General features: G+C 69.0%; 16 protein-coding genes. 3 read left to right on the forward strand and 13 right to left on the reverse strand.

Going from position 1 to position 24,074, the window contains the following annotated elements:
* Positions 1-3: 3 nt before the first annotated feature.
* Positions 4-1,032 (reverse strand): hypothetical protein, encoded by a 1,029-nt coding sequence (locus tag AQJ46_RS21425; RefSeq protein WP_079072376.1) that lies wholly within the window; start codon positions 1,030-1,032, stop codon positions 4-6.
* A 70-nt stretch (positions 1,033-1,102) separates the two neighbouring features.
* Between AQJ46_RS21425 and AQJ46_RS21430 the strand changes: the two genes are divergently transcribed.
* A complete protein-coding gene (locus tag AQJ46_RS21430) occupies positions 1,103-1,468 on the forward strand; it encodes a PIN domain-containing protein (protein ID WP_059207131.1) in 366 nt (121 codons plus the stop codon).
* A 162-nt stretch (positions 1,469-1,630) separates the two neighbouring features.
* On the opposite strand, the gene AQJ46_RS21435 is transcribed toward AQJ46_RS21430, so the two are convergent.
* From AQJ46_RS21435 to ngcE, 10 genes are all read right to left on the reverse strand, one after another.
* Complete coding sequence (locus AQJ46_RS21435; RefSeq protein WP_059207132.1) at positions 1,631-3,061, reverse strand: ArnT family glycosyltransferase; 1,431 nt, start codon at positions 3,059-3,061, stop codon at positions 1,631-1,633.
* Between the two features lie 74 nt (positions 3,062-3,135).
* Positions 3,136-4,635 (reverse strand): amino acid permease, encoded by a 1,500-nt coding sequence (locus AQJ46_RS21440; protein WP_059207133.1) that lies wholly within the window; start codon positions 4,633-4,635, stop codon positions 3,136-3,138.
* A 136-nt stretch (positions 4,636-4,771) separates the two neighbouring features.
* Positions 4,772-6,691, reverse strand: a complete 1,920-nt coding sequence (dxs, locus tag AQJ46_RS21445; RefSeq protein ID WP_059207134.1) for a 1-deoxy-D-xylulose-5-phosphate synthase — start codon at positions 6,689-6,691, stop codon at positions 4,772-4,774.
* Positions 6,692-6,824: 133 nt separating this feature from the next.
* Positions 6,825-8,150, reverse strand: a complete 1,326-nt coding sequence (locus AQJ46_RS21450; RefSeq protein WP_059207135.1) for a sugar ABC transporter permease — start codon at positions 8,148-8,150, stop codon at positions 6,825-6,827.
* Positions 8,147-8,938, reverse strand: a complete 792-nt coding sequence (locus AQJ46_RS21455; RefSeq protein WP_059207136.1) for an ATP-binding cassette domain-containing protein — start codon at positions 8,936-8,938, stop codon at positions 8,147-8,149. The genes AQJ46_RS21450 and AQJ46_RS21455 overlap by 4 nt, the downstream gene beginning before the upstream one ends.
* Before the next feature lie 275 nt (positions 8,939-9,213).
* Entirely contained in the window at positions 9,214-10,305 is a 1,092-nt protein-coding gene (locus AQJ46_RS21460; protein ID WP_059207313.1) for a sugar ABC transporter substrate-binding protein, read from the reverse strand.
* A 133-nt stretch (positions 10,306-10,438) separates the two neighbouring features.
* The gene (locus AQJ46_RS21465; RefSeq protein WP_057611194.1) at positions 10,439-11,638 is read right to left on the reverse strand and encodes an ROK family transcriptional regulator; all 1,200 of its coding nucleotides are present in this window, start codon (positions 11,636-11,638) and stop codon (positions 10,439-10,441) included.
* Positions 11,639-11,831: 193 nt separating this feature from the next.
* Complete coding sequence (locus AQJ46_RS21470; RefSeq protein WP_059207137.1) at positions 11,832-12,755, reverse strand: carbohydrate ABC transporter permease; 924 nt, start codon at positions 12,753-12,755, stop codon at positions 11,832-11,834.
* A 4-nt stretch (positions 12,756-12,759) separates the two neighbouring features.
* The gene (locus AQJ46_RS21475) at positions 12,760-13,686 is read right to left on the reverse strand and encodes a carbohydrate ABC transporter permease (RefSeq protein WP_059207138.1); all 927 of its coding nucleotides are present in this window, start codon (positions 13,684-13,686) and stop codon (positions 12,760-12,762) included.
* 16 nt (positions 13,687-13,702) lie between these two features.
* The gene (gene ngcE / locus AQJ46_RS21480; protein WP_059207139.1) at positions 13,703-15,163 is read right to left on the reverse strand and encodes an N-acetylglucosamine/diacetylchitobiose ABC transporter substrate-binding protein; all 1,461 of its coding nucleotides are present in this window, start codon (positions 15,161-15,163) and stop codon (positions 13,703-13,705) included.
* Between the two features lie 408 nt (positions 15,164-15,571).
* Between ngcE and AQJ46_RS21485 the strand changes: the two genes are divergently transcribed.
* Together AQJ46_RS21485 and AQJ46_RS21490 are read left to right on the forward strand one after the other, a co-directional pair.
* Positions 15,572-19,300, forward strand: coding sequence for a GH92 family glycosyl hydrolase (locus AQJ46_RS21485; protein WP_059207314.1), 3,729 nt, complete (start codon positions 15,572-15,574; stop codon positions 19,298-19,300).
* Positions 19,301-19,320: 20 nt separating this feature from the next.
* Entirely contained in the window at positions 19,321-21,270 is a 1,950-nt protein-coding gene (locus AQJ46_RS21490; protein WP_059207140.1) for an alpha-glucuronidase, read from the forward strand.
* Here AQJ46_RS21490 and AQJ46_RS21495 read toward each other — a convergent pair.
* Together AQJ46_RS21495 and AQJ46_RS21500 are read right to left on the reverse strand one after the other, a co-directional pair.
* Positions 21,264-23,273: a beta-galactosidase gene (locus AQJ46_RS21495; protein WP_059207141.1), complete on the reverse strand. Its 2,010-nt coding sequence runs from the start codon at positions 23,271-23,273 to the stop codon at positions 21,264-21,266. The genes AQJ46_RS21490 and AQJ46_RS21495 overlap by 7 nt on opposite strands.
* Positions 23,270-23,980, reverse strand: coding sequence for a DUF624 domain-containing protein (locus AQJ46_RS21500; protein ID WP_059207315.1), 711 nt, complete (start codon positions 23,978-23,980; stop codon positions 23,270-23,272). Before AQJ46_RS21500 ends, AQJ46_RS21495 begins: the two co-directional genes overlap by 4 nt.
* Between the last annotated feature and the right edge of the window lie 94 nt (positions 23,981-24,074).

Genomic DNA, 24,074 nt, shown 5'->3' on the forward strand with positions numbered 1-24,074 from the left:
CGCTCAGACCTCCTGCCAGGCCGCCAGTGCCAGTCCCGGCTCGTCCTTCTGCCGGGCGATCCGGAGCTCCCCGTCGGGGGTCACCGTCGCGGCGACGATACGGCCGTCCGCGTCCTCGGCGAGGGCCACGGCCGTACCCGCCGGCAACTGCGGCCCGGACTCCGTCCACCACAGGCCCGCCGACTCCTGCTCGGTCGGACAGGCGGCGAAAGCGACCCGGCCGGAGGCCGAACGCTGGGCGAGCAGGGTGCAGTCGTGGCCGTCCAGGGTGCAGCGGAGAAGAGCCGCCGGGCCGGGGCCGGCCGCCGCGAGCAGGGGGGTCGGCTCGGTGTCCGGGCGCCAGGCGTAGAGCATGCCCTCGGGGTCCGCGAAGAACAGCGTGGTGTGTTCCTTGGAGGTGGGCAGCGCGCTGAGGGTGCCCGGCTCGACGCGGACGGGCAGCGGGTCGGCCGGTACGGGGGGCGCGCCCGCTTCTTCCTGGAGCCAACGCAGGATGCCGTCCGGGTTGGTGCCGTAGAGCTCGACCCGGCCCGACTCCCCTGTCACGGCGGCCAGTTCCTCGTGCACGTCGGAGCCCTTGAGGTCGGACCAGGCGTTCCAGCCGCCGCGTTCCTTCTGGATGCGGGCGTGCACGCCGTTGCCGCGGTTGCTGACGAAGACATGCGCCCGGCCCTCCGCGTCGACGGCCACGGCGGGGACGCCGGTACGGGCACCCGCCCTGTCGGGGTGGCCGACCGCACTCCAGTCGAGGGCGGCGAGGTGGACGCGGAAGTGGGTGGAGTGCACGAGGCCCGCTTCCCCGGCCTTGGTGGGGCGCCAGGAGGCGAGGTGTGCGTAGCCGTCGGCGCCGTGTCCCACGGCGAGTTGGGGGTGCAGGCGCTGATCGCCGCCGACCTTGCGCCAGGGCAGCCAGGTGCCGCCGCCCGGGCGGCGCTCCGCCCTGCACCAGACGGCTTCGTCGCGGGTGGCGTAGACGCCGAGTCGGCCGTCGCGGGCGCGGATGAGCCAGTCGCCGTTCACTGTACGGACCATTGACACAGGCCCACTCTAATCGGGCGGTCGGTGCCGCCTTCGGGTGGGCCGGTCGTGGGACGCTGGGCGCATGAGTGACGTGCTGCTGGTCGTCGTGGATGCCGCGAATGTCGTCGGGTCGGTGCCGGACGGGTGGTGGCGGGACCGGCGGGGGGCGGCGGAGCGGTTGCGGGACCGGCTGGCGGTGGACGGGGTGCCGGGGCGGGATGGTCCGATGGAGATCGTGCTGGTGGTGGAGGGGGCGGCCCGGGGGGTGGAGTCCGTGCCGGGGGTTCGGGTGGAGTCGGCGGTGGGGAGCGGCGACGACCGGATGGTGGAGCTGGTGGCGGAGGCGGGCGAGCGGCCGGTGCTCGTGGTCACCGCGGATCGTGAACTTCGGCGCAGGGTTGGGGAGTTGGGGGCGGAGGTGGCGGGGCCGCGGACGGTCCGCCCCTGAGCGCCTTCCGATGTGCCGCGCTGTGTGATCCGGCGGCTGCGGGTTCGTCGTGGCTGGTCGCGCAGTTCCCCGCGCCCCTGACGTACGTGCACTGGACCCACCTTTAGGGGCGCGGGGAACTGCGCGACCAACCCCCACCGGCCCGCGGCCGACAACGCACCCCTACCGCCGTTTCACATACAGCACCGCCCCATCCACCGTCCCCGCCTCCTCGTACCCCGCCGCCAACAACCGCCGGAGGCCCCGCACCCGTTCCGGCGCATACGGCTTGCCGCGGGAGTCGTCCACCACCAGGGCCGCCGAGACCGCCTCCCGCCGGAACACCGTCCACGCACCCCGCACGGCATACCTCTCCCCCACCCGCCCGCCGTCCCGGCCCCCGCTGTAGTTCGTGAGGAGACCCGCCGTCAGATAGCGGGTGGCCGGGGCACGGTCCGCCAGCCAGTACGTCTCCGGGTGCATCCCCCAGACCAGGACCGGATCGCCCGGCGATGCACGGGACGACACCGCCTGCGCGACACGGCGCGCGTGGTCGAGGTCGGTGCAAGGAGCCAGCACACCCCAGGTCAGGAACAGCGCGCACACGCAGGCCGAGGTGAGCACCGCCGTGATCGTGCGGTCGTACGGCACCGCGCGCAGCGCCCCCGTGGCCAGGAACGCGACCGGCGGGAGGAGTTGGAGGTAGTAGTGGCCGAAGAAGTGGAGGCCGAGCAGCACCGCTCCCGCCGACGCGAGCAGCCACAGCCACAGATCGACGGTCGGTGCGCGCCGGGCCCGTACGACAGGCGCGATCAGTCCCGAGCAGGCCACCGCCACGATCCCGGTATTGACCAAACCCCGTGCCAGTACGTGGAGTTCGGAGCCGGTCAACGTCGCGTACGCCCCCGAACCCGTCACCGTCCAGAACAGGAAACCCGCCGGATCCGTCACCAGCGCCGCGCACAGCACCGGCGTCAACACCCCCGCCACGAGCCGCCGCACGTCCCGACGCCCCGCGCCCGAGGCGACGTACAGCCAGAGCACGGGCAGCAGCACCGCCCCGCCCGTCTGCTTGGTGAGGAACGCGCAGGCGACCGCCGTTCCCGCCGCACCCCAGCGCCACCGGTCCGCGCACCACATCGCGGCGGCCGTGCAGGGCAGGAGGAACACCTCGAAGGTCGCGGCCTGGGCGTCCTCGGGGTTCAGGCCGACGGAGATCAGCAGATACAGCACCCCGGCGGTACGGCCGGACGTGTCGCCCCAGCGGCGGCGGGCCAGGGAGGCCAGCAGGGCGGCGGTGAGGAGTTGGGCCAGGACCGCCAGGACGCGTACCCCGGCCAGCGTGCCGGAGCCCGTCACCGCGAACGCGGCCTCGTAGAGCCACGGCACGAGGGGCGGCTTGCGGTCGACGACCGTCTCGTAGAGCTGTCCGCCCTGCGCCAACAGCCGTGCCTGCACGGCGAGATAGCCCTCGTCCGGGTTCCAGAGGGGGCGCGTGAAGGACGGGACTCGCGTCACGCAGGCCAGGGCCGCGAGCGGGGGCAGCAGTCGGCTCCAGTACGCCGTACGGGAATCGGACACGGAACGTGACGGGAGCAGCAGCTCTGCGGGCATGAGCGGCACGCTATCCGGCCCCGCACATCCTGACCGAACAGGACATACGGGGCCGGCGGGGCGGAACGCATGTGTTACTCCGTGTTGTCGGCCGTCGTCGCCTTGCGCTGTCCGAGACGGCTGTGGCCACGGCCGTAGAGGAAGTAGACGAGGAAGCCGATGACCATCCAGAGCGCGAACCGCAGCCAGGTCTCGGTCGGCAGGTTGAGCATCAGCCAGAGGGAGGCCAGGACCGACAGGATCGGGACGACCGGCACCCACGGGGTGCGGAAGGACCGGGGCAGGTCGGGGCGGGACTTGCGGAGGATGATCACGCCGATGGCGACCACCACGAACGCGAACAGGGTGCCGATGTTGACCAGTTCGGCGAGTTCGCTCAGGGGGGTGAAGCCGGCGACGATCGCGATGATCACGCCGAGCAGGATGGTCGGACGGTGCGGTGTCTTGAACCTCGGGTGGACGTGGGAGAAGAAGGTCGGCAGCAGTCCGTCCCGGCTCATCGCGAAGAAGACCCGGGTCTGGCCCAGGAGCAGGATCATGCAGACCGTCGTCAGGCCGACGGCGGCGCCGAAGCTGATGAAGCCCGCGAACCAGGGGTGGCCGGTGGCCTTGAAGGCGTCGGCGAGCGGGGCCGTGACGGACAGGTCGGTGTACTTCTGCATGCCCGTCACGACGATCGAGACGGCGACGTAGAGAGTCGTGCAGATGATGAGGGAGCCGAGGATGCCGCGCGGCATGTCGCGCTGCGGGTTCCTGGTCTCCTCGGCGGCCGTGGCCACGACATCGAAGCCGATGAAGGCGAAGAAGACGACCGAGGCGGCGGTGAAGATGCCCATGACGCCGAAGTTGGAGGGCGCCCAGCCGAACATCAGCTGGATCAGGGGTGACTGGAGACTGTCACCGGCCGGCACCTCCTGCGCCTTCGGGATGAACGGGTCGTAGTGGTCACCCTTGATGAAGAAGGCGCCCGCGATGATCACGGTCAGCACGACCGTCACCTTGATGGCGACGACGATCGAGGTCACGCGCGCGGAGAGCTTGGTACCGAGCACGAGGATGCAGGTCAGCAGCAGGACGAGCGCGGCGGCGAGGATGTCGAAGCCGAAGCCGTCGGCCCCGTCGCGGCTGCCGAGCGCCTCCGGCAGATGCCAGCCCGCGTTGTCCAGCAGCGAGGCGATGTAGCCGGACCAGCCGACGGACACCACCGCCGTGCCCAGCGCGAACTCCAGGACCAGGTCCCAGCCGATGATCCAGGCGGGCAGTTCGCCGAGGGAGGCGTAGGAGAAGGTGTAGGCCGATCCCGCCACCGGGACGGTGGAGGCGAACTCGGCGTAGCAGAGCGCGGCGAGCGCGCAGACGACACCGGCCACGACGAAGGCCAGGGCCACCGCCGGACCGGCGTTGTTCTTGGCGACGGTGCCGGTCAGGACGAAGATGCCGGTGCCGATGATGACGCCGACACCGAAGACGGTCAGATCCAGCGCGGACAAGGACTTCTTGAGCGCGTGCTCTGGCTCCTCGGTATCGAGGATGGACTGCTCGACCTTCTTCGTCCGGAAGAGGGTGCTGCTCACGGGTACCTCCCACGCTGTGTCGTCCTCGACATGATCGAGAGGGGGCGTAGGTCGTATGCCCCGGCGCGGGGGGATTCACGCGAATGGGCCGGCCGTACCACTGTCACGAGTGGTACGGCCGGCCCAGTCGGCCGTGTCAGTCGCGGGCGGGCTCCGCCTCGGCGGCGCTGTCGCTGTACCGCCCGTCCAGCTTGGAGACCAGGCCGGTGACCTGGCGGGCGATGTCGGGGGCGGTGAGACCGATCTCCGCCATGACCTCGGCACGGGAGGCGTGGTCGAGGAAGCGCGGCGGGATACCGAAGTCGCGCAGCGGGACGTCGACGCCCGCGTCACGCAGGGCCTGCGCGATCGCCGAGCCGACGCCGCCGACCCGGCTGTTGTCCTCGACGGTGACGACCACGCGGTGCCGCTCGGCGAGCGGGGCCATGGCCTCGTCGACGGGCTTGACCCAGCGCGGGTCGATGACGGTGGTGGAGATGCCCTGCTTGTCGAGGAGCGTGGCGATCTCCAGGCACATGGGTGCGAGGGCGCCGACGGAGACGAGGAGCACGTCGGGTGTGCCGGTCCCCGGCTCGCGCAGGACGTCCATGCCTCCGACGGTGCCCACGGCGGGTACGGCGGGCCCCACGACGCCCTTGGAGTAGCGCAGCACGGTCGGCGCGTCGTCGACCTGGACGGCCTCGCGCAATTGGGCGCGCAGCTGTTCGGCGTCGCGCGGGGCGGCGAGCCGGAGCGTCGGGACGACCTGGAGCATCGACATGTCCCACATGCCGTTGTGCGAGGCGCCGTCGTCGCCGGTGACGCCGGCCCGGTCGAGCACGAAGGTCACACCGCACTTGTGCAGGGCGACGTCCATGAGGACCTGGTCGAAGGCACGGTTGAGGAAGGTGGCGTAGACGGCGAAGACGGGGTGCAGGCCGCCGGTCGCGAGGCCCGCCGCCGACACGGCCGCGTGCTGCTCGGCGATACCGACGTCGTAGATGCGCTCCGGGAAGGTGTCCGCGAACTTCTTCAGGCCGACCGGCTGGAGCATGGCCGCGGTGATGGCGACGATGTCCTCGCGCTCCCGGCCCAGCTTGACCATCTCGTCGCCGAAGACGGAGGTCCAGCTGGCGGCGGAGGCCTTGATCGGCAGGCCGGTGTCCGGGTGGATGGGGCCGATGCCGTGGAAGCGGTCGGCCTCGTCCTGCTCGGCGGGCTCGTAGCCGCGGCCCTTCTCGGTGAGGCAGTGCACGATGACCGGGCCGCCGAACCGCTTGGCGCGGGCCAGCGCCGACTCCAGCGCCTCGAGGTCGTGGCCGTCGATGGGGCCGACGTACTTCAGGCCGAGGTCCTCGAACATGCCCTGGGGCGCGATGAAGTCCTTGAGGCCCTTCTTGGCCCCGTGCAGGGTCTCGTAGAGCGGCCTGCCGACGACGGGGGTGCGCTCCAGCAGGTCCTTGCCGCGGGCGAGGAAGCGCTCGTAGCCGTCGGTGGTGCGCAGGGTGGCCAGGTGGTTGGCGAGGCCGCCGATGGTCGGCGCGTAGGACCGCTCGTTGTCGTTGACGACGATGACCAGCGGCCGGTCCCTGGCGTCGGCGATGTTGTTCAGCGCCTCCCAGGCCATACCGCCGGTCAGGGCACCGTCACCGATCACGGCGACGACGTGGTCGTCCCGTTTGAGCACCTGGTTGGCCTTCGCGAGGCCGTCGGCCCAGCCGAGGACGGTCGAGGCATGGCTGTTCTCGATGACGTCGTGCTCGGACTCGGCGCGTGAGGGGTAGCCGGACAGGCCGCCCTTGGAGCGCAGCTTGGAGAAGTCCTGCCGGCCGGTGAGCAGCTTGTGCACATACGCCTGGTGGCCGGTGTCGAAGAGCACCCGGTCCCTGGGCGAGTCGAACACCCGGTGCAGGGCGATGGTCAGCTCGACCACACCGAGGTTGGGGCCGAGGTGGCCGCCGGTCTTGGAGACCGCGCCGACGAGGAAGCTCCTGATCTCCCCCGCCAGCTGGTCCAGCTCCTCGAGGCTGAGCCGGTCCAGATCACGCGGTCCCCTGATGCGGGTCAGCAGCGGCACCCGTGCCTCCTTGCAGTAGAGCTGATCGAGCTTTGCCGGGAGTGTCGAGTCTAATGTTCTACGCGAACAAATCTTGCCCGGCACCTTGTGGGTGCCGGGCAAGAGGATCGACCCGAAGGGGCGCGATCAGGCGCTATCCGCGACCGGCCGCCTTCTGAGACTTTCGAGACACCGAGTCGATGACGACCGCTCCCAGCAGAACACCACCGGTGATCATGTACTGGATCGAGGCGTTCATGTTCAGCAGGTCCAGACCGGTCGTGATGGACTGGATAACCAGCATGCCCAGGAGGGCGGACCACACCGAACCGCGGCCGCCGAAGAGGCTCGTACCGCCGATGACGGCCGCCGCGATGGCAAGCATCAGGGTGTTGCCGGCGCCGGCGCTGAGCGTTGCGCTCGCGGTCTGACCGGCGAAGAACATACCGCCGATCGCCGCGAACCCGCCGGAGATGGCGAAGACGGTGATCCGGACCATCGGCACGTTGATACCGGCACGACGGGCCGCCTCGATGCCGCCGCCGACCGCGAAGACCTTGCGGCCGTACGTGGTACGCCGCAGCACGAAGTCCACGATCACCAGCGCCGCCAGGAAGATCACCAGCGAGTTGGAGACACCGTTCGCGTTGTTGAGCACGGCGGCGGCCACGAAGGAGGCGACGGCGAGCGCGCCGACGCGCACCAGGATCTCGCCGGTCGGCCGGAAGGGCACACCCGCGGCCTTGCGGCGCCGCTGCTCGCCGAAGTTGCCGACGACGGTCAGCACGACGGCGAGGCCGGCCAGCAGGTACCCGCCGATGATGGCCTGGTCCATGAAGAAGGAGTTCTGCCCGAGCAGGTGGACCGGACCCGAGTCGGACGGGATGTTGATGGTGCCGCTGGAGCCCAGCAACCACAGCATCAGACCGTTCCAGCCGAGGAGGCCGGCCAGGGTGACGACGAATGCCGGCACCCCGATCTTGGCGAAGAACCAGCCCTGCAGCGCACCGATGGCGATGCCGACGAGAATCGCCAGGAGCAGCGCGAGCCAGGCGTTCATGCCGTGCTGCACCACCCACACGGCGAACAGGGTGGAAGCCAGACCGCTGACCGAGCCGACGGACAGGTCGATCTCGCCGAGCAGCAGCACGAACACCAGGCCGATGGCGATCATGCCGGTGGCCGACATGTAGTAGCTGATGTTGGAGAGGTTGTCGGCGCTCAGGAAGCGGTCGTTCTTGAACTGGAAGATCGCCCAGATGACGATCAGGCCGATCACGACCGGCAGGGAGCCCAGCTCACCGCCCTTGACCTTGCGGGTGAACTCGGTCCAGTAGCCCTTGAGGCCCTCTTCGCGGACCAGCAGCCGGGGGTCGACCACCGAGACCGGCGCGGCGGTGGGATCGTCTGCGGGGGCAACCGTCGTCTGCTGCCCCTTCGTCCCGGCGTCCGCCTTGGAAACCTTGGATGTGTCGCTCACTTCGCGGCCTCCGTGCTGCGACGCCCCGCACGACGGGTCACGGCGTTGTCCGTGGCACCCGTGATGGCGGAGATGATCTCTTCCTGACTGGTGTCCTTCACCGAGAAGGAACCGTTGTTCCTGCCCAGTCGCAGCACGGCGACGGTGTCGGCGACTGCCTTCACGTCGGCCATGTTGTGGCTGATGAGGATGACGGCGAGGTTGCGCTCGCGCAGCCGCTCGACGAGGTCGAGGACCTGTGCGGTCTGCTCGACACCGAGGGCGGCGGTGGGCTCGTCCAGGATCACGACCTTGGGGTCGCCGATCAGGGCGCGCGCGATGGCGACGACCTGGCGCTGACCGCCGGAGAGGCTCGCGATCGGGATGCGCACACTCGGGATGCGGATGGAGAGCGTGTTCAGCAGCTCGCGGGCCTTCTGCTCCATCGAGACCTCGTCGATGATGCCGCGGCGCAGCAGCTCGCGTCCGAGGTAGAGGTTGCCCACCACGTCGAGGTTGTCGCACAGGGCGAGGTCCTGGTAGACCGTCGCGACGCCGAGTCCCTGGGCGTCGTGCGGCTTGTTGATGCTGACCGGGCTGCCGTCCCACTCGATGATGCCCTCATCGATGGGATGCACACCGGCGATCGTCTTGACCAGCGTGGACTTTCCAGCGCCGTTGTCGCCGACGAGGGCGACCACTTCACCGGCGTGGACCTCCAGTTCGACATCGGTGAGGGCCTGCACCGCACCGAATCGCTTGGAGACTCCGCGCAACGCCAGCACGGGCGTAGCGGACACGTTAACCATCTCCTTCGCCGCCTGACCGGCGGGGATGCCGCGCTTGGGGTAGGCGCGGAGGGGTTGTGCTTTTAGCACTTACTTACGAGTTGTGCTGTCAGCACGGATTTACAAGTCGAACATGCGCGCGGCCGATGCCTCTTGGCAACGGCTGCGTCCGCCATGCTTCCGTCCGGCGCCCGCCCCGCAGCGGGGTATGAAGGCGGTGCGGGCGCCGGACAGGCTCTGTGCCTGCCTGTCGGGGCGGGTCCCGTCGAAGGACTCGCCCCGGGGCTCAGCGGCTCTTACTGAAGGCCGGCCTTCTTGCACGCGGCGGCGTAGTCCGGGGTGCAGATGTCGGCGACGGTGTACAGACCGTCCTTGACGACCGTGTCCTTGATGTTCTTGACGGTCACCGAGACCGGGGTCAGCAGCTTGGCCTGGACCTTGTCACCGGAGCCGCTGGTGACCTCGGTGTCGGCCAGGGACTTGATGTCCTTGCCCTGGAGCAGGTTGACCGCGAGCTCGGCGGCGGTGTCGGCCTCCGGCTTGTACGCCTTGTAGACCGTGGCGGACTGGGTGCCGGCGACGATCCGCTGGATGGCCGCGAGCTCGGCGTCCTGACCGGTCAGCGGGATGGTGCTGATGCCCGCGCCCTTGAGGGTGTTGGCGATACCACCGGCCATGCCGTCGTTGGCGGCGTAGACGCCCGCGATGTTCTTGGCGCCCAGCTGGGTGATGGCCGCGGACACCTTCTGCGCGGCGACGGTGTCCTTCCACAGGCCCGACTGCTCGTAGGCGATCTTGACCTTGCCGTCGAGGACCTTGTGCGCGCCTTCCTTGAACTGCGCGGCGTTCGGGTCGGCGTCGTCACCGTTGATCATGACGACGTTCGCCTTGGGGGTCGCCTTGGAGCCGAGGGCGTCGAGCAGGGCCTGGCCCTGGAGCTCGCCGACCTTGACGTTGTCGAAGGAGACGTACGCGGAGACCGGGCCCTGGGCCAGACGGTCGTACGCGACGACCTTGACGCCCTTGCTCACCGCGGAGGCGATGGAGGACTTGATGGCGGCGGAGTCCTGCGCCGAGACCACGATCACCTTGACGCCCTTGGTGACCATGCTGCTCATCTGCTGGGCCTGCTTGGCCGGGTCGGCCGCGGCGTTGGCGTAGGAGACGGTGCAGTCGCTGCACAGTTCCTTGACCTTGTCCTCGAAGTACGGCTTGTCGAACTTCTCGTACCGCGCCGTGACGTTGTCGGGCAGGAGCAGGCCGATCGACTTGCCGCCCGAGCCCGAGCTGCTGCTGTCGCTGCCGTTGTCGTCGTCGCCGGCCTTGCCACAGGCGGCGGCCGAGACGGCGAGCGCCGAGATCGCGACGGATACGGCCACACGACGCATGAGCGTGTTCACTTTTGAAACCTCCCTGACGAGGCCGCGTCGTTGCGGCCGAGGTGGCTGGAAGTCAACTCGGCCACACGTGCGACGTCAAGAAGTAAATACTTAACGAGATGGCAACGGCGTCCTGCGTTCTCTAAGTGAAGGCAGGTGTCGCCGCGTGCAGCGTGCTGTCCAAAAGGGTCGAATCACCCATCTCGCTGAGCGCGAGGGCGAGTGCTCCGAGCACCTCCGCACGACCTCCAAGTGCCCCGGGAAGCACGCTCAGTTGGCGTGCCGCACTGGGGATCGCATAGCGGCCGACGGACTCCCTGATCGGCCCGAGCACCAGCTCACCGGCCTCGGCGAGATCACCGCCCAGGACGACTCGGCTCGGGTTCAGCAAGTTGCAGAGATTGGCGACTCCACTGCCGATATGGCGGCCGACGTCGGCGATCACCCGACGGCAGCCAGGATCTCCGTCCCGTGCGAGTCGAACAACGCCCTCCATGGTGAGATCGGTGCCGTGACTGGACTGGAGGAGCGGGAGCACATAGCGCGCCGCCGCGAAGGTCTCCAGACAGCCGCGGTTGCCGCAACGGCAGACGGGGCCGGACTCATCAAGAGTAATATGCCCGATTTCTCCCGCTGTGCCACCCGGGCCCCGGTAGATCTTGCCGCTGATCACCAGTCCGGCACCCACACCGCTCGCGACCTTGATGTACGCCAGGTCCCGCACTCCCCGGCCGCTGCCCCAGACCAGCTCGCCGAGGGCGCCCAGGTTGGCGTCGTTGTCCACGTGCACGGGCACGCCCAGGCGCCCCTGGAGCTCCTCGGCGGGCTTGGTGCCGATCCAGCCCGGCAGGATGGCGGAGGAGCCCAGGGAGCCGGACTCCAGGTCGATGGGGCCGGGCACGCCGAGGCCCACCCCAGCGATCTTCGAACGGTCCACGCCGGTCGCCTCGATCAGCCGGTTGACCAGCTGTTCCGCCCGGTCGAAGCCCTGGGTCGAGGAGGCGTCCACGTCCAGCGGCTCGGACTCCTCGGCCAGCACCTGATGGGCGAGGTTCCCGATCGCGACACGCAGATGGGTGTGCCCGAAGTCCACCCCTATGACGATGCCGGCGTCCCCGCTCAGGGAGACCGCGCGGGCCCGCCTGCCACCCGCCGAGGTGGGCGTGACCTCGACGGTTCCGCCTTCCTTGAGCTCGCGGACGATGTTGGAGACGGTCGCGGCGGACAGTCCCGTGGTGCGTGCGATCTCCGCCTGCGTGAGCGACCCGGCCAGCCGGACGGCACGTACGACCCGCTCCAGGTTGGCTCGGTGCAGTGACGACTGCGACCCCGGAGTCTCCACGACGACCTCCTGCGCGCGGGACCGCAGCGATGAGGCCCCGTCTATGTCCAACTAGTGAACTCTAAGCTGAGCCGTTAGGGTCGCCTCCCGTCAAGAGGTTGAACAGTATCCGCGTTCTTGCCCATGCCGAGGGGGCGCCGCCCTTTCAAGATCCGGATCTTGAAGGGGTGACGCCCGTGCGGGCGGCCGAGGTCTACTTCAGGGCGCCCGCCGTCAGCCCGGCCACCACCTGTCGCTGGAAGATGATGTAGGCCACGAGGACCGGGATCATCGCCATCACCAGACCGGCGAACAGACCCGACCAGTCGCCCTTGTAGCCCTGGCTGGCCGCGAGTTGCACCAGCCCCTGGGTCAGCACCCGTTTGTCCGGGTCGGTGTTGAGGACCGTCGGCAGCATGTACTGGTTCCACTGACCCAGGAAGTTGAAGATCCCCACGCTGATCAGGCCGGGCTTGGCCATCGGCAGCATGATCTGGAAGAACGTCCTGGAGTGCGAGGCCCCGTCCACGAAGGCCGCTTCCGCCACCGAGGTCGGCAGCGTGCGGAAGAACGCGGTCAGGAAGAAGACCGTGAACGGCAGTGAGTAGGCGATGTAGACCAGGATCAGCCCGTGAATCGTGTTCAGCAGGCCCATGTTGTTCACGACGTAGAACAGCGGGACCAGCGCCAGCATGATCGGGAAGCTCATGCCGCCGATGAACAGGAAGTAGATGAAACGGTTTCCCGGAAAATCGAACCGGGCCAGCACATACGCCGCCATGGAGCCGAGCACCAGAGTCCCGATGAGCGAACCCGCCACCACCAGAATGGTGTTGAGGAAGTAATCGCTCATGTTGGCATCGGTCCAGGCCCGCGACCAGTTGTCGAAGTGCAGCTTGTCCGGCAGTGCCCAGGGCGAGTTGAAGATGGCGCTGTCGTCCTTGAAAGACGTCATCACCGCCCACAGCAGCGGCATCACGACCATGAACGCCCACAGGATGAGCATGCCGTGCGAGAAGACGTTGAGGACGCCGCCCTCCTTCTTCTCCTTCCGGGGCGGGCCGCCTCGAGTGTCCGTCCTGGCGACGGGAGCACCGGACTCGGCCGGTACGGGGGCAGGGGTTTCGGTCGTCTTCATCGGATCAGTACTCCAGCCGCTCGCGCCGGCCCAGCCGCATCACCAGGGCGGCGAACGCCAGCGTGACGACGAGCAGGGCGACGCCGATGGTGGTGGCATAGGCGGCCTGTCCGTCACGGAACGCCTTCTGGTACACGTACAGGACCATGACGGTGGTCGAGTAGTCGGGGCCGCCGGGCCCGGTCGTCATGATCTGTACGACCGCGAACGACTCGGCTCCGAGGGCCAGGATGCCCATGTAGACCCAGCCTGACTGCACGGTGTCCCACAGCAGCGGCAGGGTGATCCGGAAGAACGTGCTGGCCCGCCCCGCCCCGTCGAGCAGCGCGGCCTCGTACAGGTCCGCCGGGATGGAGGCCATACCGGCGCTGAACAGGACCACGAAGAAGCCGACCGTGGACCACACGAGGACCGCCATCACGGCCCACAGGGCGAGGCTCGGGTCGCCCAGCCACAGGGGCTGGACGCTGCCGAGCCCGATTCCGCGCAGGATCGAGTTGATGGCACCGCTGTCCGGGTTGTACGCGAAGGCGAACAGCAGGGCGACGATCGCGATCGAGAGGACCTGCGGGAAGAAATACACGATCTTGTAGAAGGAGGAGCCCCGGACACCGGTGACGACCGGGCCTCCCCTTCTCTTCCGCCCGCCGACATTGATCATGAAGGAGAAGAACAGCGCCAGGCTGATCGTCACCACCGGCAGCACGAGCGCGAAGATCAAGCTGTGCTGCAAGGACTTCCAGAAGATCGGGTCGTCCAGCATCCTCCGGTAGTTGTCCAGGCCGACCATCTTGAATTCGGGGCTCAGGCCGGTCCAGTCCGTGAACGAGTAGTAGATGGACTGGATGAACGGCCAGACCACGAATAGCGCGTACAGTCCCAGGGGCAGCGCCAGAAACCCCACGATGAACCGGTACTTGCCGTGCTGCATCGCCGCTCCGTTGCCGTTACTGGTGCTTGTAGTGCTTGATCGACGAGTCCTTCGCGGCCGCGTCGGCGTAGCCCTGGATCTTCTTGATGGCCTCCGCCGGGGTGAGCCGTCCGGCCATCATCTCGCCGAGTCCCGCCACACCGATCTGCTCCTTCTGCAGCTGGACGTACCAGTCCTGCAGACGCGGGTTCACCACGTTGTCGCCGGCCTTCTCCAGCGCGGCCACACCGGACTTGAGGCCCGGGGTGAGGGTGATGCCGTCGGTGCCGCCGTTGTAGGCGGTCAGGGACTTGACCTTGGACGTGAAGTTCTTCGAGGACGCCTCGCTGAGCATGATGCGCAGCTGCTCCATGCCGCCCGCGGTGTTCTTCGCCTTGGCCGGGACGATGAAGGGCTCACCGCCGGAGGCCCAGATGGTGCCGAAGGGCATCTTGTCGGAGGAGTCGATGCCGGTGGGCGCGGAGACCGCGAGGTCGAAGTCCTTGGGAATGACGTTGGCCGACTCGTTCTCCACCCAGGAGCCGTTCGGGATGAACAGCGCCTTGCCCTGGGCCCAGGCGGTCTGCGACTGGATGTGGTCGAGGCCGGGGGTGCCCTTGAGGACGTAGCCCTTCTTGTAGAGCTCGTAGTAGGCGTCGAAACACGCCTTGACCGCCGGGTTCTTCCAGGCGTTCGGCTCCAGGTTGTCGATGGCGTCGAGGACCTCGACACCGCCGACCTTGCCGATCATCGGGTAGAGCGAGAAGGGGAGGTAGTACGGGTACTTGCCCGCGTACGTCCAGCCCGCCATGCCCTTCTTCTTGGCCTTCTCGCACACCGCGAGCATCTGGTCCCAGGTCTCCGGGTACTGCTCGTCGAGCGAGTCGAGGGCCTTCTGGGAGTACCAGACGCCGTAGACCGTGTAGGCGTAGTACATGATCCACACCGGGTCGCCGTCGAACTGGCCCATCTCGACGATGCCGGGGCGCAGGGTGTCGCGGACCTTCTTGTTCGGGTCGTCGTAGGACGGGGCGTCCAGGAGCGGGGTGAGGTCGGCGAGCTGGCTCTTGCCGACCAGGACGCCCATGTCCATCTGCTCGGCGCCGGAGTTGTCGATGAGGTCCGGCGGGGTGCCCTGGTTGAAGCGGGGCTGGAGCGTGGACTGAATTTTCTGGGTGGCGGAGAATTTCACCTTGGCCTTGGGAAAGTTCGTCTCGTAGATCTTCACGGCGTCCTCGGCGTACTCCTTGCCGAAGCCGCCGTCGAACAGGACGAACTCCATCTGGGCGGTGTCGTTGACGCCCAGGGGGTTCTTCGCGGTCTTCTTGCCCGCCTTGGCCTTGTCGCCGCTGTCATCGCCGCCGCTGCTGGCGCAGGCGGACAGAAAACTCATCGTCGGGACGGAGATCAGACCGAGTGCGGCCGATCGCTTGATCAGATCGCGGCGGCCTACACCCGCGCTGCCGTTGTTGCTGTTCTCGGCGGAAGTGGATCCCATGCTCAAGTCCTCGCCTTCTCCAGGACTCAGGCGGTGAACCGGATCCTCCCCGGCACCGCGGTCAGGTCAAGCAGGTTCGTACAAGAGGGGTGAATCGCCGACAGGTATAGTCCACTTCCGGTCGGCCAAGCAAGATCGAACGCAATGTTGGCCATGGGTGTTCTCTAGTTGAGACCTCGCGGAAATATGAGCGCCCTGTGCGAAGCTTGCCGGAAAAATCCGCGACATACGCCCCGAATGCCACACCCAACCCCCTTGACATCACTGTCCACTTGGGCCACTACTGATCCTTGCACGGATTGTGTGACAACGTTGTCCATCCTTGTGCAGGGAGGGTACTCGCCGATGACTCGGTACAGAACTCGGCTCAGACGTAGTACGGCGGTCGTGATCACGGCCGCCTTTTGCGTGACCGTGGGCTCGCAGGGCGCGGCGGTCGCCCTGCCCGAGGCCCCGGCCCCGGCGGACCGGGGGTTCACCTCCTCCTTCGAGGCCGGAGAACCGGCACCCGACTGGACCAGCAGCGTCGACGGCGACCGCGCTTCCGGCGTCGACGGCGGTTACAGCACCGGCATCCCGGGCAATGTCACCGACCAGGTCACGGACGTCCGGGCGAGCGCCGAGAACACCGGTGGCGGCGAGGTGAAGGAGAACCTGGTCGACGGCGAGCCCGGCACCAAGTGGCTGGCCTTCGAGTCCACCGGCTGGGCCGAGTTAGACCTGGCCAAGCCGCTCAAGGTGGTCACGTACGCGCTGACCTCGGCCAACGACTTCGCCGAGCGTGATCCCCGGGACTGGACGCTGAAGGGCTCGACGGACGGCAAGGACTGGAAGATCCTCGACACCCGCTCCGGAGAATCGTTCGACGAACGGTTCCGGACAAAGTCGTACGACATCGCGGATCCGGCCGAATACCAGCACTTCCGGCTCGAGATCACGAAGAACAACGGCGCCTCCGGCATCCTCCAGCTGGCCGATGTGCAGCTGTCCACCGGCGGCGGCGAGGGGCCGGTGCCGCCGGACATGCTCTCGCTGGTCGACCGCGGTCCGAGCGGATCGCCCACCGCGAAGGCGGGCGCCGGATTCACCGGAAAGAGAGCCCTGCGTTACGCCGGACGGCACATCGCGGACGGGCGGGCCTACTCGTCCAACAAGGTCTTCGACGTGGACGTGGCGGTCGATCCGCTGACCCGGCTGTCGTACCGGATCTTCCCGTCGATGGCGGACGGCGACCGGGACTACGACGCGACGAACGTCTCGGTGGACCTGGCCTTCACCGACGGCACCTTCCTGAGCGACCTCGGGGCGCGTGACCAGCACGGATTCGCGCTGTCACCCCAGGGGCAGGGCGCCGCCAAGGTGCTCTACGTCAACCAGTGGAACAACGTGGTCTCGCGGATCGGGACGGTCGCGGCCGGGAAGACCGTCGACCGGATCCTCGTCGCGTACGACTCCCCGAGCGGGCCGGCGAAGTTCCGGGGCTGGCTGGACGACGTGACGCTGGAGCGGGCCGCGCCGGAGAAGCCGAAGGCGCATCTGTCGGACTACGCGCTCACCACCCGTGGCACCAACTCCAGCGGCGGCTTCTCGCGCGGCAACGACTTCCCGGCGACGGCGGTGCCGCACGGCTTCAACTTCTGGACGCCGGTGACCAACGCGTCCTCGCTGAGCTGGCTCTATGACTACGCCCGCGCGAACAATGCGGACAATCTGCCGACGGTCCAGGCGTTCAGCGCGAGCCATGAGCCGAGTCCGTGGATGGGCGACCGGCAGACCTTCCAGGTGATGCCGTCGGCCGCCTCGGGCACTCCGGACACCGGCCGTGAGGCGCGGGAACTGGCGTTCCGGCACGAGAACGAGACCGCGCGGCCGTACTACTACGGGGTGCGGTTCGAGAACGGGCTGAAGGCGGAGATGACGCCGACCGACCATGCGGCGGCCCTGCGCTTCACCTACCCGGGCGACGACGCGAGCGTGCTCTTCGACAACGTGACGGACCAGGCGGGGCTGACGCTCGACAAGGACGCCGGGGTGATCACGGGGTACTCGGACGTGAAGTCCGGCCTGTCCACCGGGGCGACCCGGCTCTTCGTGTACGGCGTCTTCGACAAGCCGGTGAAGGACGGTTCCGCCGCCGGGGTGAAGGGCTATCTGCGCTTCGACGCCGGCGCGGACCGGACGGTCACGCTGCGGCTCGCGACCTCGCTCATCAGCCTCGACCAGGCGAAGGACAACCTGCGCCAGGAGATCCCGGACGGCACGTCCTTCGAGACGGTCCGGGACCGGGCCCAGCGGCAGTGGGACCGGCTGCTCGGCAAGGTCGAGGTGGAGGGTGCCACGCAGGACCAGCTGACCACGCTGTACTCCAGCCTGTACCGGCTGTACCTGTACCCCAACTCGGGCTTCGAGAAGGTCGGTTCGACATACCAGTACGCCTCGCCCTTCTCCCCGATGCCGGGCCCCGACACCCCGACGCACACCGGGGCGAAGATCGTGGACGGCAAGGTGTACGTCAACAACGGCTTCTGGGACACCTATCGGACGACGTGGCCGGCGTACTCGCTCCTGACGCCGTCTCAGGCCGGTGAGATGGTCGACGGGTTCGTCCAGCAGTACAAGGACGGCGGCTGGACCTCACGCTGGTCCTCCCCCGGGTACGCGGACCTGATGACCGGCACCTCGTCGGACGTGGCCTTCGCGGACGCGTACGTCAAGGGCGTCGGCTTCGACGCGAAGTCGGCGTACGACGCGGCCCTGAAGAACGCGACCGTCGTGCCGCCGTCGTCCGGCGTGGGCCGCAAGGGCATGGAGACCTCGCCCTTCCTCGGCTACACCAGCACCGACACCCACGAGGGCCTGTCCTGGGCGCTGGAGGGCTACCTCAACGACTACGGCATCGCGCGGATGGGACAGGCGCTCTACGCCAAGACCGGCGAGAAGCGCTACAAGGAGGAGTCGGAGTACTTCCTCAACCGGGCCCGCGACTATGTGAACCTCTTCGACTCGAAGGCGGGCTTCTTCCAGGGCCGGGACGCCGACGGCAAATGGCGTGTGGAGTCGTCGAGTTACGACCCGCGTGTGTGGGGCTACGACTACACCGAGACCAACGGCTGGGGTTACGCCTTCACCGCCCCGCAGGACAGCCGGGGTCTCGCCAACCTGTACGGCGGCCGCTCCGGGCTCGCGGAGAAGCTGGACGAGTACTTCGCGACGCACGAGACGGCCTCGCCTGACTTCGTCGGCTCCTACAGCGGGGTCATCCACGAGATGACGGAGGCGCGGGACGTCCGGATGGGCATGTACGGGCACTCCAACCAGGTCGCCCACCACGTCAACTACATGTACGACGCGGCCGGTCAGCCGTGGAAGACGCAGCACAACGTCCGTGAGGTGCTGTCCCGCTTGTACGTCGGCAGCGAGATCGGTCAGGGCTACCACGGTGACGAGGACAACGGCGAGCAGTCGGCCTGGTATCTGTTCTCGGCGCTGGGCTTCTACCCCCTCGTGATGGGCAGCGGCGAATACGCGGTCGGCTCACCGCTGTTCACCAAGGCGACGGTCCATCTGGAGAACGGTCGGGACCTGGTGGTCAGGGCGCCCGAGAACAGCGCACGGAACGTATACGTGCAGGGGCTGAAGGTCAACGGCCACACGTGGAAGTCGACTTCACTGCCCCACTCCCTGCTGGCCCGCGGTGGTGTCCTGGACTTCGACATGGGGCCCCGTCCGTCGAAGTGGGGCACGGGGAAGAACGCGGCTCCGGTGTCGATCACCCAGGACGACGAGGTGCCCACGCCGCGTGCGGACGTGCTCGTCGGTGACGGGGCGCTGTTCGACAACACCTCGGCGACGGACGCGGCCGTGACCTCGGTGGATCTGCCGGTGTCCCAGCAGGTCAAGGGCGTCCAGTACACGGTGACGTCGGCCTCGGACCACACGAAGGCGCCGAGCGGCTGGACCCTGCAGGGCTCGGACGACGGGACCAGGTGGAAGACCCTGGACCGGCGGTCCGCGGAGTCCTTCGCATGGGACCGGCAGACACGGGCGTTCACCGTGAGGTCTCCGGGTACGTACGGGAAGTACCGTCTGGTGCTCGACGGCGAGGCGGTGGTGGCGGAAGTCGAACTGCTCGCCTGAGCAGCAGCGTTGGGGGTCTCATGCAGGGTGTCGATCCGGCCTGGCTGCCGGACGTGGCGTTCCGGCCGATCGGCATCCGGCGGACCCTGATCCGTGGCTCGGGTCCGCTGGTGGACACGGTGCACGGGGAGGTGGCGGGGGCCTGCGAGCGGTTCGGAGGGAGCGTCTCGCGCGAATCCGGGTCGTACGACCTGGTGTTGGAGCTGGACGGTGACGACGGCTCCGAGGGGTTCGTGTACGGGCGGGGTGACGGGTGTACGACCGTCACCGCGTCCGGCGCGCGCGGGCTGCTGTACGGGTTCTTCCATGTCGTACGGCTCGGTGAGACGGCGTTCCTCGACGACGCCCGCCGCGCTTCGTATCAGCCCGAGTCGGCGCTGCGGATGCTCGATCACTGGGACAACGTGGCCGTGCATCCGGTCATGGGACAGGTGGAGCGCGGGTACGCGGGCGGGTCACTGTTCTGGGAGGACGGGCGGGCGCGCGGGGATCTGGAGCGGGTGCGGGCCTACGGCAGGCTGCTGGCGGCCTGCGGGATCAACGCCGTGGCCGTCAACAACGTCAACGTGCACGCGACCGAGGCACGCCTGCTGACCGACCGGATCGGTGAAGTGGCGGACATCGCGGGCGCGTTGCGGCCGTACGGCATCCGGACGCATCTGTCGGTCACCTTCGCCGCGCCGGTCGTACTCGGCGGGCTGGCGAGCGCGGATCCGCTGGACGAGTCGGTACGGGCGTGGTGGGCCGAGGCGACCGCCCGGGTGTACACGGCGATCCCCGACTTCGGCGGGTTCGTGGTGAAGGCCGACTCCGAGGGACAGCCGGGTCCGTTCGCGTACGGGCGCAGTCACGCGGACGGCGCGAACATGCTCGCCGCCGCGCTCGCGCCGCACGGCGGTTCGGTCCACTGGCGGGCCTTCGTCTACAACCACCACCAGGACTGGCGGAACCGCTCGACGGACCGGGCACGGGCCGCGTACGACCATTTCGTGCCGCTGGACGGGGAGTTCGCCGACAACGCCGTCCTCCAGGTCAAGCACGGGCCGATGGACTTCCAGGTGCGGGAGCCGGTCTCCCCGCTGATCGGGGCGATGCCCGGCACCCGGCTGGCCGTGGAGCTGCAGGCGACGCAGGAGTACACCGGGCAGCAGCGGCATGTGTGCTGGCTGGGGCCGATGTGGAGCGAGGTGCTGCGGTTCGGGACCGACGGGGAGTCCTCGGTGGGCGCGTCGGCGCGCGGCGGGCTCGTCGCCGTGGCGAACGTCGGGGACGACCCGTTCTGGACGGGTCATCCGCTGGCTCAGGCGAACCTGTACACCTTCGGCCGGCTCGCGTGGGATCCGAACGCCGACCCGCATCACGTCCTCGACGAGTGGATCCGGCTCACCTTCGGTCCCGGTCCCGGGCCCGGGCTCGCGGCGGGGCTGCGCTCGATTCTGGACGGCTCGTGGCGGACGTACGAGAAGTACACCGCTCCCCTCGGTGTGGGGTTCATGGTCCAGCCGGGGCACCACTACGGGCCGAGTGTCGACGGCTACGAGTACAGCCCCTGGGGCACCTATCACTTCGCCGACCGCGACGGCGTCGGTGTCGACCGGAGCGTGGCGACCGGGACCGGCTACGCGGGGCAGTACGCGAAGCCCTGGGCCGACGTGTACGAATCGCCTCTCTCGTGCCCCGACGAGCTGTTGCTGTTCTTCCACCACGTGTCGTATGGGCACATGCTGCACAGCGGCAAGACGGTGATCCAGCACATCTACGACACGCACTTCGAAGGCGTGGCGGAGGTCGAGGCGGCCCGGGAGCGGTGGGCCTCGCTGGTGGACCTCGTGGAGCCGGCGCGCCACGCACGGGTGGCGGAGCGGTTCGAGGAGCAGCTCCGCAGCGCCCGCGAGTGGCGCGATCAGGTCAACAGCTACTTCTTCCGGAAGTCGGGAGTGGCGGACGAGCGGGGGCGGACGATCTACTGAGCACGGAGTACGGCGACGCCCAGCGGGTCGAGGGTGAGAGGGTCGCCCGCCTCCACCTTCTTGCCGCTGAGCAGGTCGGTCGCGGTGGTGTGGGCCGTCAGCCCGGCCGGCTGTGCCGAGTGGTTGAGGAGGAAGAGCAGACGGGTTCCGTCGGGGGCGACCCGGGCGGCGGTCTCCAGGCCCTCGTGGTCGGCGTACGGGCCGATGAGGTCGTGGCGGGACAGGACGCGGCGGACCACCTGGTCGACGCCCGGCTGGTCGAGGGCGGTGGCGACGTACCAGCCCTCGCCCCGCCGGTAGGCGTTGCGGGTGACGGCGGGGGTCCCCGCGTAGAAGTCGGAGCCGTAGGTGGCGACCGTCTCCGCACCACGAAGCTGCACGATCTCGAAGACGAGCCGTCCTGCTGAGGCGAGCTCGGGGATGGGCTGGGTGAACTCCGCCCGGCGGGAGTCCCATTCGTCGATCCTGATGCCCATGAGCGGGGCGAGGGGGCCGGGGACGTCGGTGAGGAAGGCACGGTCGTGTGCGTCGACGCGGCCGGAGAGGAAGGTGGCCAGGACCGTGCCGCCGCGTTCCGCCACCGCTTCGAGGCGGGCGGCGAGGTCACCCTTGACCATGTGCAGGGCGGGGGCGAGGACCACGTCGTACGGGGTGAGGTCGGCGGTGTGCGGGACGACGTCCACGTCGGCACCGGCCTCGCGGGCGGCCCGGTAGTAGGCGTGGACCACCTCCTGGTACTTCACCAGCCGGGAGGGGCCGTCGGAGATCTCCAGGGCCCACCAGCTGTCCCAGTCGAAGAGCAGGGCGGTACGGGCGGGCGTGCGTGCGCCGAGGGTCGCGTCGCCGAGCGTGTCCAACTCCGCTCCCAGTGCGGCCACTTCACGGAACACCCGGGTGTCGTCGCGGCCCGCGTGGCCGATGACCGCCCCGTGGTACTTCTCGCAGGCTCCGCGGGAGGCGCGCATCTGGAAGTAGAGGGCCGCGTCGGCGCCGTGGGCGATGGCCTGGAAGGTGGCCAGGCGCAACTCACCCGGTCTGCGCAGGGGGTTGACGTCGCGGCAGGCCGTCGTGGACGGGGTCTGCTCCATGAGCCAGAAGGGGGCTCCGTCCTTGAGGCCGCGCATCAGGTCGTGGGCCAGGGCGGGCCAGGTCGGCGGGGCGTCCAGGGGCGGGTAGCTGTCCCAGGACGCGAAGTCGAGGTGGGGTGCCCAGCGGTGGTAGTCGAGGGGACGAAACATGCCCATGAAGTTGGTCGTGACGGGGGTGACCGGATCATGGGTGCGGATCACCTCCTTCTCGGCGAGGAAGCAGCCGAGCAGCGCGTCGGTGGTGAAGCGGAAGTAGTCGAGCGTGATGCCCTGGAAGGCGGTGTGGTCCGGGCCCCGCCAGTGCTCGGTGAGGGCGCTGGGCGGCTCGATCTCCTCGAAGGAGGTGTAGCGGTGCGACCAGAACGTCGTCCACCAGGCGTCGTTGAGGGCGCCGAGGGTGACGTACTTGTTCCGCAGCCAGTCGCGGAACGCGCCGGCACACAGGTCGCAGTAACAGACGCCGCCGTACTCGTTGTTGATGTGCCAGGCGAGCAACGCCGGATGCTCCGCGTACCGTTCGGCGAGCCGTGCCGCCATCGCGGTCGCGAGTCGGCGGTACGCCGGTGAGCTGGGGCAGAAGTTGTGGCGCTGGCCGTAGCGGTGGCGGCGGCCCTCGAAGTCGGTGCGGTTCACCTCGGGGTACGCCTTGGCCAGCCAGGGCGGCAGGGCTGCCGTACCCGTGGCCAGACAGACCTGTCGGCCCTCGGCCGCCGCACGGTCGAGGACGCGGTCCAGGACCGTGAAGTCGTAGGTGTCCTCGGCGGGTTGGGTGAGCGACCAGGAGAAGACGCCCACGGTGAGGGTGTCGATGCCGGCCCGGGTGAACAGCCGGTGGTCCGCGTCCCAGAACTCCTGCGGCCACTGCTCGGGGTTGTAGTCGCCGCCGTACGGGATCTTGGAGCTCGACGGGCTCATGCGGTGAAGTCCTCCTGGGTCTCGGCGATCACCGGACGGCTGCTGTGCAGCAGGGACAGCAGCAGCGGGGCGGCCAGCAGCGCGGGCAGAGCCTCGGTCAGTACGGCGGTCCCGGCGGCGGTCAGGACGAGCAGCGAGGCGGCGCCGAGCGTGGCGCTGCCGTGCCGGAACAGGAAGTGACCGGCCAGGCGTGCGGTGTCCCTCGCCCGGAAGGCGAACAGGGCGGTGAGGACCAGCGCGTGCGCGCCCCAGAGCAGGGAGCCGGCGCCGATCACCGCGAGCAGCACCGCCCACCAGCCGGGCAGACCGGTGGCGGTGAAGTGGGTCAGGGTGAAGGCGATGACCGTGAGCCAGGCCAGCAGGGGCGCCCACAGCTTCAGGGAGGGGACGGCGTTGAGGCGCCAGCCGCGCCAGTAGGCACGGGCCGGGTGGAGCTCGGTGAGGTCGCGGTCGCGGTGCTGGAGGGCGTACAGGGCGGCGGCCGTCGCCGGGCCGAGGGGCAGCAGGCATACGGCGGCGAGGGGGAGGTTGGCGGGGGCGGAGCCCAGCAGGAGCAGACCCACAAGGCCCGGGGAGGCGGCGACGAGGAGCAGGGCCTCGACGGTGACGAGGGTGTGGATGAGGGCGGCGGCGCGGGAGAGGGAGCCGGTGCCGAAGGAGGGGGCGGCGGAGTGGGCGGGGCAGGAGGCGGGGGGTTCACGGTTCACCGGCGGCCGCTGCCCGGCGGGTGAGCGGCGTGGGGCGGTGCCGGGTCGGTCGTCGTCCACCGTGGAGGTGACGCCGGGCCCGGGTGTGGCGGCA

Origin of the sequence: Streptomyces canus (assembly GCF_001514145.1) — a bacterium.
Classification (GTDB): Bacteria; Actinomycetota; Actinomycetes; order Streptomycetales; family Streptomycetaceae; genus Streptomyces; species Streptomyces canus.

What these genes read in the sequence shown, in the direction of transcription:
- AQJ46_RS21495 (WP_059207141.1), bottom strand. Translation starts at nt 23,273, where the DNA reads ATGAGCCCGTCGAGCTCCAAGATCCCGTACGGCGGCGACTACAACCCC.
- AQJ46_RS21470 (WP_059207137.1), bottom strand. Translation starts at nt 12,755, where the DNA reads ATGAAGACGACCGAAACCCCTGCCCCCGTACCGGCCGAGTCCGGTGCT.
- AQJ46_RS21435 (WP_059207132.1), bottom strand. Translation starts at nt 3,061, where the DNA reads ATGCCCGCAGAGCTGCTGCTCCCGTCACGTTCCGTGTCCGATTCCCGT.
- AQJ46_RS21490 (WP_059207140.1), top strand. Translation starts at nt 19,321, where the DNA reads ATGCAGGGTGTCGATCCGGCCTGGCTGCCGGACGTGGCGTTCCGGCCG.
- AQJ46_RS21425 (WP_079072376.1), bottom strand. Translation starts at nt 1,032, where the DNA reads ATGGTCCGTACAGTGAACGGCGACTGGCTCATCCGCGCCCGCGACGGC.
- AQJ46_RS21455 (WP_059207136.1), bottom strand. Translation starts at nt 8,938, where the DNA reads ATGGTTAACGTGTCCGCTACGCCCGTGCTGGCGTTGCGCGGAGTCTCC.
- ngcE (WP_059207139.1), bottom strand. Translation starts at nt 15,163, where the DNA reads ATGGGATCCACTTCCGCCGAGAACAGCAACAACGGCAGCGCGGGTGTA.
- AQJ46_RS21475 (WP_059207138.1), bottom strand. Translation starts at nt 13,686, where the DNA reads ATGCAGCACGGCAAGTACCGGTTCATCGTGGGGTTTCTGGCGCTGCCC.
- AQJ46_RS21430 (WP_059207131.1), top strand. Translation starts at nt 1,103, where the DNA reads ATGAGTGACGTGCTGCTGGTCGTCGTGGATGCCGCGAATGTCGTCGGG.
- AQJ46_RS21460 (WP_059207313.1), bottom strand. Translation starts at nt 10,305, where the DNA reads ATGCGTCGTGTGGCCGTATCCGTCGCGATCTCGGCGCTCGCCGTCTCG.